Origin of the sequence: Nonomuraea fuscirosea, from assembly GCF_003001935.1 — a bacterium.
Taxonomy (GTDB): Bacteria; Actinomycetota; Actinomycetes; order Streptosporangiales; family Streptosporangiaceae; genus Nonomuraea; species Nonomuraea fuscirosea.
Map to the genome: position 1 here is coordinate 1 of NZ_PVNG01000060.1, position 12,098 is coordinate 12,098.

12 protein-coding genes and 1 pseudogene are annotated in these 12,098 nt (G+C 67.2%); 3 read left to right on the forward strand and 10 right to left on the reverse strand.

Annotation, left to right across the window (positions count from 1 at the left end):
- Both B0I32_RS55460 and B0I32_RS55465 read left to right on the forward strand, forming a co-directional pair.
- The coding region (locus B0I32_RS55460; RefSeq protein ID WP_106253511.1) for an alpha/beta fold hydrolase at positions 1-795 on the forward strand (795 nt) is incomplete at its 5' end.
- 9 nt (positions 796-804) lie between these two features.
- Complete coding sequence (locus B0I32_RS55465; protein WP_106253513.1) at positions 805-1,428, forward strand: TetR/AcrR family transcriptional regulator; 624 nt, start codon at positions 805-807, stop codon at positions 1,426-1,428.
- Positions 1,429-1,645: 217 nt separating this feature from the next.
- On the opposite strand, the gene B0I32_RS55470 is transcribed toward B0I32_RS55465, so the two are convergent.
- Positions 1,646-4,801, reverse strand: a complete 3,156-nt coding sequence (locus B0I32_RS55470) for a Tn3 family transposase (RefSeq protein ID WP_106253527.1) — start codon at positions 4,799-4,801, stop codon at positions 1,646-1,648.
- A gap of 104 nt (positions 4,802-4,905) precedes the next feature.
- Positions 4,906-5,751, reverse strand: a complete 846-nt coding sequence (locus B0I32_RS55475; protein ID WP_181308934.1) for a hypothetical protein — start codon at positions 5,749-5,751, stop codon at positions 4,906-4,908.
- Between B0I32_RS55475 and B0I32_RS55480 the strand changes: the two are divergent.
- Positions 5,654-6,180: pseudogene (locus B0I32_RS55480) on the forward strand (Tn3 family transposase). The gene B0I32_RS55475 and the pseudogene B0I32_RS55480 sit on opposite strands and share 98 nt — an antisense overlap.
- A 556-nt stretch (positions 6,181-6,736) precedes the next feature.
- On the opposite strand, the gene B0I32_RS55485 reads toward B0I32_RS55480, so the two are convergent.
- The 8 genes from B0I32_RS55485 to B0I32_RS55515 form a co-directional block, all read right to left on the reverse strand.
- Entirely contained in the window at positions 6,737-7,531 is a 795-nt protein-coding gene (locus B0I32_RS55485; protein WP_106253515.1) for a hypothetical protein, read from the reverse strand.
- Positions 7,528-8,019 (reverse strand): SigE family RNA polymerase sigma factor, encoded by a 492-nt coding sequence (locus B0I32_RS55490; protein ID WP_106253517.1) that lies wholly within the window; start codon positions 8,017-8,019, stop codon positions 7,528-7,530. Before B0I32_RS55490 ends, B0I32_RS55485 begins: the two co-directional genes overlap by 4 nt.
- 675 nt (positions 8,020-8,694) lie before the next feature.
- Positions 8,695-9,234 (reverse strand): site-specific integrase, encoded by a 540-nt coding sequence (locus tag B0I32_RS55495; protein WP_106253519.1) that lies wholly within the window; start codon positions 9,232-9,234, stop codon positions 8,695-8,697.
- A gap of 78 nt (positions 9,235-9,312) precedes the next feature.
- Positions 9,313-10,272, reverse strand: a complete 960-nt coding sequence (locus B0I32_RS55500; RefSeq protein WP_146178761.1) for a hypothetical protein — start codon at positions 10,270-10,272, stop codon at positions 9,313-9,315.
- Complete coding sequence (locus tag B0I32_RS55505; protein ID WP_106253523.1) at positions 10,272-10,598, reverse strand: helix-turn-helix domain-containing protein; 327 nt, start codon at positions 10,596-10,598, stop codon at positions 10,272-10,274. The genes B0I32_RS55500 and B0I32_RS55505 overlap by 1 nt, the downstream gene beginning before the upstream one ends.
- A complete protein-coding gene (locus B0I32_RS59450; protein WP_342751858.1) occupies positions 10,595-11,149 on the reverse strand; it encodes a tyrosine-type recombinase/integrase in 555 nt (184 codons plus the stop codon). Before B0I32_RS59450 ends, B0I32_RS55505 begins: the two co-directional genes overlap by 4 nt.
- The gene (locus B0I32_RS59455; RefSeq protein ID WP_219912552.1) at positions 11,149-11,670 is read right to left on the reverse strand and encodes a hypothetical protein; all 522 of its coding nucleotides are present in this window, start codon (positions 11,668-11,670) and stop codon (positions 11,149-11,151) included. Before B0I32_RS59455 ends, B0I32_RS59450 begins: the two co-directional genes overlap by 1 nt.
- Before the next feature lie 156 nt (positions 11,671-11,826).
- Positions 11,827-12,009, reverse strand: a complete 183-nt coding sequence (locus B0I32_RS55515; protein WP_106253525.1) for a DUF4158 domain-containing protein — start codon at positions 12,007-12,009, stop codon at positions 11,827-11,829.
- Between the last annotated feature and the right edge of the window lie 89 nt (positions 12,010-12,098).

Genomic DNA, 12,098 nt, shown 5'->3' on the forward strand with positions numbered 1-12,098 from the left:
CGCGCCGGCAGCGTGCGGATCCACCGGGCCGGGCCCGCCGAGGGGGATCCCGTGGTCCTCCTGGCCGGTGCCAGCGGGAACGCGCTGGCCTGGTACCGCTACATCAAGCCGCTGGCACGCATCCGTCCGGTCTTTGCCGTCGACCCGCTCGGCGAGCCCGGCCGCTCGGTTCAGACGCGGCCGCTCGCGACCGGCGCCGAGGTGGGTGGCTGGCTCACCGACGTCCTGGCCGCGACCGGTACCGAGCGCGCACATGTGGTGGGTTCCTCTTACGGCGGCTGGACCGCGCTGGAACAGCAGCGTGGCGGCGGCGGTCGGGTGGCGGCGCTAACGCTGGTGGATCCGGTCGGCTTCGCGCCGTTGACCGGGCGGTTCTTCCGGTGGGTCATCGTCGGCGGTATGGCCGCTCTGCTTCCTCGTGCGCTGCGGCACCGTGTCGCCGGCGCAGTGGGCAACGGCACGCTGCGCGAGGACGTGCTGATGAAGCTGATGCTGGCCGGCCGGTCTTTCCGCCGGCGGCTGCCCATGCCGCCCGCCTACACCGACGAGCAGGTGCGTGAGCTGTCCGTGCCCGTACAGGTGCTGCTGGGAGCCCGCAGCGCAGTGAACGACGCGCAGGCGGTGGCCGCGCGGCTGGCCGAGATCGCGCCATCATGGCAGGTGGAGATCGTGCCCGACACCGGGCATGCGCTGCCCGTCGAAGCTCCAGACCTGGTCACAGAGCGAATCCTCTCCTTCCCCGGCCAAGCCCGGCCCGACACTGCAACGCCGGAGCACAGCACGGATCGCAGCTAGGAAACCGACATGCCCAAACAGGTAGACCATGATGAGCGGCGACGCCAGTTGACCGAGGCGCTGCTGCGCATCGCCGGCACCCGCGGGCTGCAGGCGGTGTCGATGCGTGAGATCGCCGCCGAGGCCGGAGTCTCGCTTCGGGTGGTCCAGTACTACTTCACCGACAAGCAGGCTCTGCTCGACTCCGGTCTCACTGAGCTGGCCGCCCGCCTGGACCGCCGAGTCAAGCAGCGGGCCGCTGGCACGGGCGAGCTGTCCACGCGAGGTGTCTTCGAAGCCGTCCTCGGCGCGATCCTGCCCTCCGACGAGCAGAGCCGGCTGGACTCGATGGCCTGGACCGCCTACTACACCGCCGCCCTCACCGACCCGGCGCTCGCCGCGGCCGCGCTCACCCGACCCGACGCGCTGGAAGACTTCCTCACCATCCGGCTCACGACCGCGCAGCAGGCCGGAGACCTCGCCTCCGATCGCGACCCGCGCACCGAGGTCGCCACGCTTCTGGCCCTCGCCAATGGCCTGACCGCCAGCGTCCTGGGCCGACAGCGCAGCCACGAGGCCGCCACCGCGATCATCGACAACCACCTCGATCGCCTCTTCGGATCGGAGGCCACACTACGGCCGCCCCCGCACTGAACCGCACCGGCCCAGGTTCTTCACCCTCACCCCGACCAGCAACTATCCATCCTCGCGCCCGTGTCTGCCAGATTGACACCCGTGGAAGGCGCTGGATTATCTGCCTCCCGGCGACACGCTAGTGATGCCCCCTGGATCGGCTGGCCGCTCCCTCCAACCTCATCTCGATCGCGGCCGGAAGGGTGCTTGCCGTGGGTCGCAAGCCTGCGATGGCGCTTTACACTTCGTGCTCGTCCACGCCGCCACCCTCGGAGATGTCGGGGATCTCGCCGAGCTGCCGCAGGCCTTCGGCTGGGGCGGAGGAGGAGATGGAGTAGCGGCCCAGGACGTTGAGATGGGCGTGGCCGAGCGGGCTGAGCCGGGCGGCGTCCTCGTCCTTCACCGGGACGCCTTGGGCGCGCAACTGGTCGACCGCGGCCGACAGGTACTTGGAGTTCCACAGCGCGACCGCGTTGACGACCAAGCCCAGAGCCGCTAGTTGATCTTCTTGCCCTTCACGGTAGGTCTTGCGGATCTGCCCGTTGCCGCCGTGGCAGATCTTGCGGGCGAGCCGGTGCCGGGACTCCTGAACGGTGAGCTGCTTGTTCAGCTTGCGGCGGTAGCTGTCGTCGATCGGATCCAGGATGGACAGCAGGTGCAGGGTCTTGTCGATGCGGCCGTACTCGGCGAACGCCTGCCCGAGCGGGGTGGGCCGCCCGTTACGGGCGAACATGCGCAGCAGGTCGTAGGCGCGGACCTGGTTGGTCACCAGCGACCCGGCGACCCGGGTCATGTCAGACCACTGGGTGCAGATCTTCTGCCGGTTGATCTTGTTGCGAGCGATCGCCTCCAACGGCCCATAGTCGCCCGGGGTGTTGCTGCCGGGCACGTCCGAGCGCCAGAACCGCTGGTCGCCCAGGTCGGCGAAGCGGGGCGCGAACCGGTAGCCGAGCATGGAGAAGATCCCGAATACCGTGTCCGAATCGGACGCCTGGTCGGTCGTGACGACCTCGGGCTGCGGACCGGCGTCGATGTTGATCAGGGTGTCGAGGATGTACAGCGAGTCGCGCGGCGTGCCGGGCACGACCATCTGCCCGATCCCCATCACCTGATCATTGACTGCGTTGAGCAGTGTGAGGCCCCGTTTGTAGCCGAAGTACTTCGGCGACGGGGCGGCGTTGATCGTCTGGACTGGGACGACGAACCGCAGCCCGTCGACCGAGGCCAGCAGCCCACCACCCCACAGCGCCACGATCGGCACGCTGCGCTGGGCCTCGATCAGGATCGCGTTCGCGGCGGCGTGCGTCTCGGCCCGCACGTAGTTCTGATCGACGTGGGACAGACGGCCGCGGGTCAGCGCCTCGTCCCCGTCCTTGATCACCGGAGTGAGGCCGACGTTGCAGGCCTCGCTGATCAGCAGCGCGACCAGACACCGGGGCAGGTCGTGCATGCGGGTGGACACCTCCGCCAGGTGCACGTAGGCGTCCAGGAACCCGGTCCAGGAGTGCACCTCCAGCAGCAGCTCGGGCAGATCGATACGCGGCAGCATCGCCTGGCAGGCCGCGCGCAGCCACTTCAGCGATGGGCTCTCGCCGAGCGCGCCGAGCTTCTCCACCGACAACCGGGCGTGCCCGTCCAGCGGGGTGACCACCCTGACCAGGGCATCATCGCCGGCTTCTTCGAGACGGCCGGCCATCTGCCTCCACGCCGCGTCCAGCGCCAGCAGCTTGGCGTCCAGATGAGCCTCGACCGGGTCGGTGAGCGACAAGGAGGCGAGCACGTCCTCGCTGATCGCCTCCCACGCCTTGCCGTCCAGCAGGTGGGCGCGCGGGTCGGCCCATCGCAGCGACGGCGTGGCGTACACGTCCCGCACCTGCAGCGCTCGATACAGCGCCTCCAGAACGCACACCACATACGCGTCGCGGTCCACCGCGCCCTTGGCCAGTTCGGGGTTGGCGAACACCGGCCGCTTCCACGCCGCCGTCACCAGGGACGCGTCGATCTCCTTCGGCGCCAGGGGCTTGCGGGAGACGTGCCTGCGTGCCAGCTCCGGCAGCCTGCGCACCGCGGCCAGGACCTTGCGGCCGCCGGCAGCCGCGCCCAGGGCCTTCGACTCGCCCAGCAGCTTCAAAAACGGGCGGACGGTGTTGTACTTGTCCACCAAAGCGGCTCGCAGCGCCGCCTCGGCCGCGCCGTCGTCGTCGGGGACGAGCTCGTCGACCTGTTCCAGCGCGGCCAGCACCTGCTCCTTGGTCGCTCCCGCCTCCGCGATGACGGCCGTCCACAGTGCCGCGGGGTCCAGGTTGGCGCCCGCCTCGGCAACCAGGTCGAGCTGTCCGATGAGCACCCGGCCCGCCCGGGACAGCAGCCTGGAGGCCTTCTCCAGCTTCGGCAGCATCGCCAGCCGATCGCCCGTGGACTTGCGGCGCGCCGGCGAAATCAGCCGCGAGGCCATCAGCAGCGCGAACAGATCGAGCGCGTCGTCAATCGCCTCGGCCTCCAGCGACCGGGTCACCGCCAGCAGCGTCGCGGTCTTGCGCGGCTCGTGCAGACGCGCCAGCAGCGGCGCCTTGCTGCCCGCCCCGTACTTGGCGAGCGTCTTCATCCGCCGCACCGGCACCTTGTCGACCCGCACCCGCCCCAGCCGGAACCGAGCGATGTCATCCACCCGCTGCAGCGCCCGCGCCATCTCCGTGCCCGACTGCCTCTTGGGCGCCTGCCGCAGCCGCTCCAGCTCCGACATCCGCGCGCCCGCGGGAACCACCAGTAGCCCCGACAGCTCCCGCTGCAACGTGACATCGGCGCGCTCCACCTGACGCGCCACCGTCGCGTACAAGCGCTCGTCGGCCTGCTTCCGGACGCTGGCCACCAGCCGTTCCAGCACCGTCACCCCGGGCAGCAGCACCCGATGCCGCCGCAGCCACGCCACCGACTGATCGAACAACGCCGTCGGCCCCTCGGCATGCGTCCACGCCCGGCCGTGCAGGAACGTCCGGAACCGCCTCGCCAGCACCCGCCCCTCCCACGACTCACGATCATCAAAGTCGTGGTAGCCGTAGGCGTCCCTGATTATCCACGCGTGCTCATACGCCGTCTTCAGCCGCTCGCCGTACCTCTTCACCTGCGAGGGATCGCCGATCCCCAGGTGCTCGGCCAGATAGTCCACCACCGGCCACGGCACCGCCAGCGGATCCTCCAGGAACAGCCCCTTGTACCGGACTGTCCCGATCTGGACGGCAACGCCCAGGCGATGCGAGTCCTGGCGCGACTTGGCGATCACGTCCCGATCGAACGCGTCCAGGAAGAAGAACTTCTCCAGATCCGACAGCGACGGCAACTCCTCGAACGCCGTGTACGCCCTGACCTGGTCATCAGACAAAAACCCCACAGGTATGGGTGACAACGGTAGACATGATCACCGATCACCGTCAAAGCGACGATCACGTCAGATGTCTGAATATCGCAGCCCATCCGATCGCGCGCCCCTCAAGATCATTCTCAGCGCCAACGGCTGTTCCTGGGTTCCTCAACCCCGTAGTTCTCCACGCGGCGGGCAGCGAAATCCTTGGGCAGGTCCTCCTCCGGGTCGCGGAAGGAATGGGCGCCGACCACCCAGATCTCCTTGCACCGCAGGGCCTCGCGCAGCGCCTGGAAGGTGACGATCTCATACACCATCCGCACCACCCGCCGGCGTCCGCGCTTGTCCTTCTTGAACACCAGGTCCTCCCAGTCGCCGGCGGTGCCGCGGTGCTCGGGCACCACCTCGCCGCGCGGATAGTAGGTGGTGTTGCCCGCCTTGGCGTAGCGGCGGATCAACTTCAGCGCCTCGATCACCGGCTGGAAGGCGGTGTTGTTGCTCTTGAACTCCAGCGTGTCCAGCAGCGCGATCAGGCCGCGCCTGTAGTGGTTGGTGTAGGAGGCACGCAGCGTGGTCTGCACCGTGGTGCGGTAGGCCGGGCCCTTGGTCTTGAACTCGTGCACCAGATCGCGCAGCGTCTGCTCGCCGCCGCTGACAGCCGGGAAGATGACCTGGCGGACAGAATCGTCAGGCTGGCCGAGCGCGGCATCGGCCACCTTGAACAGGATGTTCTCCTTGCCGGTCACCCGCTTGAACGCGTTGATCAACTCCTTGGTCACCTTGCTGTCGGCCCGCGCCTTGATCCGATGCACGGTGGCGATCAGCAGTTCCACCAGCGCGTCGGTGATCTCTCGCTCCCGCTCGCGCACCTTCGGGCTCGGCACGAACATGGGGATCAAACGGGTCGCGGACGGCACCGCGGCGATCGAGGGGATGGAGGCCGACACCGAGGCCGCGCTGCGCCGGACCCGCCGGCTGTTCGTCAACCGCGACAACCTGCGCGCCGCGATCCGCACAGTGGTCAACAAAACGCTGGAGGTGCGCGACGTCTCGCCGTGGGGCCGGGCACGGCGTGCGCGTCGGACTCGCGCAAGTTCGGCTCGTGGTCGGCGAACTTCATGACCGAGTGGCACCAGCGCTACGGCGGCGCCGGGATCATGGTCTACTGGCACGTCGAACGCAAGAACGTCTGCATCTACAGCCAGGTGCGATCCACCACCGACTCCGAGGTCGCCTCGATGATCGAGGGCCTGCTCCGTCATCTGACCAGCGCGGAGATCGATCGCCAGTACACCGATACCCACGGAGCTTCAATCGTTGGCTTTGCGTTCTCGCACTTGCTGGACTTCAAGCTGCTGCCCCGGCTGAAGAACATCGGCTCGGCCCGCCTGTACCGGCCGGGCTGGGTCAGGTGAAGTCGCAGGATGCGATTCCGCCGAGGAAGAGGGCGGGGGAGAGACCGACACCACAGGCGCCTGGAGCGTCCCCTGAGTAGGTGATGAGACAGGGTCGGCCGCTTTCGCGAGTTGAATCTTCTCACGCGAAGAGACCTCCGATGTTTCGCCCCCTGTCCCTGTTGAGGCGGTGACCACGATCACCACGCTGACCACTGAGCTCACCATGAGGATGAGCATGGCCGCAGCGCCGGAAACGGCAACTCCGGCCCGCCGCCGGTTCTCCCGTGGGGATGCCATATGACCTCCTGGCGCTACTGGCGACATTCGTCTGGCGACAACTGCTACAAGGCATGCTTGGCCTGCATTCTTCACATGGCGACAGCAGCCGATCAAGGTAATGCGATCGGACAATTCCGGACATCGATTGATAAGGGCCTTGGAGCTGCCCGGCCGGGATTTCCGCTCGCATGAGAGCGGGCCAGGCCCCGCAACCACGGGGCCGGGCGGCCCAGTGTCACCTCCCAACCCCGCTGTGGTTGCAGGGCGCGACCCTAACCGCTTCAACACGACGATCTCAACCTGTGGGCTTCAGGGTGACGGTGGTGGTCGCCGTTGGGATTGGGTCGGTCGCGTCCGCTCGGTCGTAAACGCCGACCACCCATGCCCCCGGACGCGACCTGGTCTCCTCGACCAGCTTCTTCAGGGCACCGGGCTGCCGTACCAGGGGAATCTGCAGGTATTTGCCGTCGCACCAGCCCACGTCCTTCCTGGCCACCGTGCATCCGGCGTACGGGTCGGAACCGGCGCCTCGCCTCGGGTCATGGATCGGGGTATCGGCGGGCAGGACCCATACCTCGATCTGTTGCGTGCGCTCTAACCACCCGGACGGCACCGACTCCTTGCTCGAGTGACTGCTCGCGCCCTTCTGGCCACACCGTCTCATGCCTCCACCACCGCCCTCCCGCCGGATGATCACCCACGCCTCCGGGTCGGTGCAGACGATCGTGTACGAGGTGAAGAAACTTAACGGCCGGAACTTCACGGTCTTGACGGAGGGCATGGTGGCGGACGACTGGCTCGCGATCAATGGAGCGGGGGGCACGGCTCGCGTGTCTTCGGGCGGCAGACTAGGCGCCGCCGATGCCGTCACCCTCGCCGGCGGCTGTTCTGCCACATGGGCCGTACCCACCCGGACGCCCTGAACCCCCAAGAAAACGGTGGCGGCCGCGCCGAGGCCCGCGAGCGTGAAACCTGCCCTCCTGCGCCGTTTGATGCGGCGGCCCCGTCGGACGATCTGCTGCACGTCAGGAGATCCCGAGGCCACGCTCTCGGCCAGAGCCGCGCGCAATTGCTCTTCGGTGTAGCTCATCGTTCCACCTCCGCTGGCTGGATTGCCGGATCGACGCGGAGCCGTTTCAGTGCGCGGCCGAGCTGCGTCTTGACCGTTCCGAGCGAGCATCCGAGCACCTCGGCACACTGGGTCAGCGTCAATTGTTCGAAGTAGTGCAGCACGACGATCGCCCGCTGCCTCCTCGACAGCCCGCCGATGGCGGCCAGGAGCGTCTGCCGCCGTTCCACCTCGATGGTGAAGTCGTGGGGGTCGGGATGGTCGGGCACGTCCACGGAGGGCAGCTCATTGCGCCATTTCCGGCGCCACCACGAGATGTGGGTGTTCACGACGATCCGGTACACGTAGGAATCAGGGTTGCTCTTGATCCGCCCCCACGCCACCCAGGCCTTCGCCAGTGCCGACTGCACAACATCTTCAGCGGTCCCAAGGTCTCCCGTGAGCAGAAAGGCCGAATGTCGTAACCGGTCGTAGCGATGCACCACGAAGCTGTCGAAACCATCGTCCATCCATGAACTCCGTCCTCAAGCTGTCATAGGTATTGACGCGATGGAGGACCGGTTCCGGATGACAAGCGGGTCCCAAGTTTTTCGTGAGGAGACGAGCCAGCGTGGCCACTGGCGATGTGTTGAGTCTCGGCCGTCCGCCACCCCATGGCCGAAGCTCGGGCCGCCCTCGGAGACTGCCCGCAGCGTAGCGGTCGTCAGCGGGAGATAGTCGTCCTCAGTGCCGGGGTCGGCAGTTCGGGCTCCTGGGGTGACACGCATGAGCCGGATGCAGCATCGCGCTGGGTCGAGTTGCGAGGCGTCGAGTGTCCAGAGCGGGACGTCGCGCATGCGCAGCCCAGCGCTCCGCACCGCGTCGAACAACACCGTGGGATTGAGCGGCGAAAGGAAGACCACGTCGGCCCAGGTGCACTCGAGCGGGATCACTCGTTCGCGTAGACGGTGCTCTCGGCCGGCGTACTTGGCGACGTGGCGCGCGTGGAGGTCTGGGTAGCGTTCTCGAAGCATTGCCAGCGGCAGCAACTGGTCGCCGCGAGGGTCCGTGATCATGGCGTGGAAGAGGGGCCCGCGAGCGCGCTGCTGAGTGGGTTCGGTAGACATAAAAAAAGCGTCGGGCTGGGAGAAGTCCGACGCATGATCAATTATATCGGATGCCCTCCATGGGACCTGCACGGAGAGCTACTCGATCTCGTGCTCTTCTGCCGCAGCGGCAAGGAGGACGCGGGCGCTTTCGGCGTAACGGATGGCGGTCTTGGGATCCAGGCCGAAGACGGTCGCCAGGTGTAGCGGATCCGCTCCGGTGACGAGGGCTTCGTCGAGCTGGCGGTGGACGCGCAGCCGTTCCAGGGTTGCGGCCTGGCCGCGGAAGGACTCGGTCATCCAGACCTTGCTGACCGGGCCGGTCTCCATGGCGGATTGCTTGTTGATCAGCAGGTGCTGGTTGGCGGTGCTGGGCCAGCGGTGATTCCGGTAGTCGAGCCATTGCAGGAGGACCTGGCGGGTGAGTTCGTCCAGCGGGCGGGTGCGGCCGGCGATGGTGAATCTGCGGTTGCCCAGGTCGACGTCGTCGAGCTGGAGTTCGCGGATCGCCTTGGGGCGGGCGGCGTGGATAGCAGCCAGGGAGATGATGAGCCGGTCGAGGGGGGGTGCGGACGCTCTGCGTGACCTTGGTGATCTCTTCAGCGTCGAGGGGGAGGGCGAGCTTGCGGGGGTGATCACCGTCGTGAAGCCGGGCGGCGGGGTCGCGGAAGATCGAGCGCTTGCGTTTGCAGTGCCGAAACAGCGACCTGAGCGCAGTCAGCGTGTGATGGCGTTCAGCGCCGGGAAGGGTGTCGAGGAAGGTGAGTATGTCGTCGCGGGTGACCTCACGGAGATGATCGTAGCGCTTTGCCAGGCCAGGAGCGCAGGACGAGCGAGCCTGAGATAGCTCCAGCACGTCGCCTGGCTGCGGGGCCGTGCGCGCGGGCCTCCGTCGTGCAGGGTCCGCAGCCAGTGCTCAACGTCGGTATGGATGCCTGGGCTGAGATCGCCGAGGCCGCGCTTCAGCCAGGTCTCGAAGACGGAGATGCGATCATCGTCCAGTACGCCGAGCTCGATGAGGACCTCGACGGTGCGACCGACGCTGAGACCGCGAGCTCGAAGCGCGGGGAACAGGTCCGAGAAGCGGATCTTGTCGCCTGGGGTGTGCGTGGACAGCAGCAGGACCAGGGCGCGGTCGACGATTCGGATGACGCCGCGCGTCCAGCCGCATCTCTCGGCAAGGCTGGCGACGATTCGGCGGGCGTCAATCAGCGCGGGGTTGGTCAGATCGGCCTGTCGGCGCCGCTCGAAGCGCAGGTAATCGCGACGGGTCTGGAGCGGCAGGCGTAGCTGCTCCCACGAGTGTGGGACGGTGACCGGTTCGCTCGGCACGGGTTGGGCTCGCAGGCCCCGGCGGCCTGCCCGCCCGATCCGTGGGCCGCGACCTTTGGAGCGTTGTCGGTGCATGTTGGTGAAGAACAGTTGCTGGTAGCTGAACTGGCGCAGGAACGGCTCCAGGATCGTGACCTGGTCTTTGGCCTCTAGACTCGCCTGAAGCCAGCACAGTCGGCAGTAGCTCTTCTTGACCGGCACCAGGCGGTGGCAGCAGGTGCACTCGCTGACCTGATGGAGTTGACCGAAGGTGTAGCAGGCGCGGCAGTACCGGCCTGGAAGCACGCCCCAGGCGAAACAGGCCACGCAGCTGGCGGCCGCCTTGTCCGGCGCGATGTATGCCATCACACCGGTGGCAGGCTGCGTCCGTCTCGGCGCTTCGGCGTCACCGCCGGCCCGCTCCCCGACGAGACAGCAGCAGAGGTTTGCTGCTGGTCATCGACCCGCTGGATTTTGTCTGGCTCAGGAATCAGGAGCTCGGCGACGCCGCAGCTGAGCACCGCGCAGATCACGTCGAGATCGGCCAGTTTGATGCTGGCGGGCTCGCCCGACCACAGTCCGGACATCTTGCCCGCGCTGATGTTCAACCCTCGTTCGGCCAGCATCCGCTGCAGCTCGCTGGCCTTCCAGATGCCGCGGTTGGCGGCGGCCAGGCGCAGGTTCCATCTCATCGTCGTAGTCCTTCCAGCTGAGCGGCGACGCGTTGCTGTCCGGCGATCCAGGCGTCCTCGATATGGGTGCTGGGGACGTGGACGTACTTCATGGTGGTGGCGATCCAGGCGTGCCCGAGGGTGGCCTGGATCGCCACCAGGTCCATGCCGCCCAGATAGAGCTGGGAGGCGCAGAAATGGCGCAGAACGTGGGGAGTGATCACCTCGGGCCAGTCCGGCAGGTGCGCTTGAGCGGCCCGCGCCAGCGCCGCGCGCAGCGTCTCATCGCCGACACGGGCGGCACTGCCGTCGGTGTTCTTGCGCTCGGACGGCAGCAACGAGGCACCGGGGCGGGTGTGGCCGTCGCCGAACTGGGCCCACACGTCTTCGACAAACCAGCGCAGCGTCGCCGCGGCGTTGTTGATCAGCGGGACCATGCGTTCCCGCGGTCCGGATCCGCGGGCGCCCTTGCCGTGCCGGACGTGCAGCTTGCCGAAGCGGCCCAGCTCCCACTTGATGTCGGCCAGGTCGAGCTTGCAGGCCTCGTTCACCCGCAATCCGACCTCCGACATCAGTCGGCAGGCGGTGTAGTTGCGGGCGGCCGGAGCAAACTTGCGGCAGGTCGAGAGCTCTTCCCGCCAGCCGGCGAACAACCGGCTGACCTGGTCGGCGGTGGGCGGGATGCGCAGCCTGGGCTGCTGGCGCCACGGGGGCGGTTCATCTCGTCGATCGGGCACTCGACGACCCGCCCGGTGGCCTGGTGAATCTCGACCTTGTGCCGTAGTTCGAGGAACAAGAAGTAAGTCTTGAGCGCCTGCGCCCGGGCCACGCGAGTGCCCTTGGCCGTGGTGCGCAGCACCTTGCCGAAGTACGCATCGGCATCGGCCGGATCCATGTTCCATAGCGGCCGCCCGAACCAGGCCCGCACCTGCTCCAGATGCATCACATCCGAGCTGATCGTCCCATCCGACAGCCCCGCCGCGGCGCGAGCGAGCACGAACCCGGCCAGTACGTCGGTCTCCAACGCATCCAGATCATCCAAAGTCGCGGGGGCTCGTGCCACGCGAAGATCCCGTACCATCGCCAGCGCCAACTCTGGCCTCCTCGTCTTCGCCATCTATGCAAGACGAACGACGAGAACGATAGACCTTCAGAATCCTTGAAGTCTCCTCAATCTCGAAAGAACCAGGGATCCCAGAACGTAAGCCCAGCTCCTGCGGCTATAGCCACGCTCAACCAGTCAACGAACTCATGGGTTATTCCTCAACAGGCCCACGCTGCCGGGCGACGTCTTGATCTGGCGCGCGACGTAGTCGACCACCTCGTCGGGGAAGTCGCCCCGGCCACGAGGGAAACGCTCGTGCTGGGTGTAGTACTTCAGCAGCAACGCGAACGGCAGTCGGGTGTTCTCGTGCTTGGCGACCAGGAGCAATAGTCAAGACCTGTGGATCATGAGTTCCTAGGCGGCTGTGGGGACGGGTGATCCTGTTGGGCGTTCGATGAGCTTGCCGTCGATGAATG

Bases quoted from the DNA above. Each gene is read 5' to 3' on its own strand.
- B0I32_RS55485 (WP_106253515.1), bottom strand. From the start codon at position 7,531: ATGAGCTACACCGAAGAGCAATTGCGCGCGGCTCTGGCCGAGAGCGTG.
- B0I32_RS55505 (WP_106253523.1), bottom strand. From the start codon at position 10,598: ATGAGATGGAACCTGCGCCTGGCCGCCGCCAACCGCGGCATCTGGAAG.
- B0I32_RS55465 (WP_106253513.1), top strand. From the start codon at position 805: ATGCCCAAACAGGTAGACCATGATGAGCGGCGACGCCAGTTGACCGAG.
- B0I32_RS55490 (WP_106253517.1), bottom strand. From the start codon at position 8,019: ATGGACGATGGTTTCGACAGCTTCGTGGTGCATCGCTACGACCGGTTA.
- B0I32_RS55500 (WP_146178761.1), bottom strand. From the start codon at position 10,272: ATGGCATACATCGCGCCGGACAAGGCGGCCGCCAGCTGCGTGGCCTGT.
- B0I32_RS59450 (WP_342751858.1), bottom strand. From the start codon at position 11,149: ATGTCGGAGGTCGGATTGCGGGTGAACGAGGCCTGCAAGCTCGACCTG.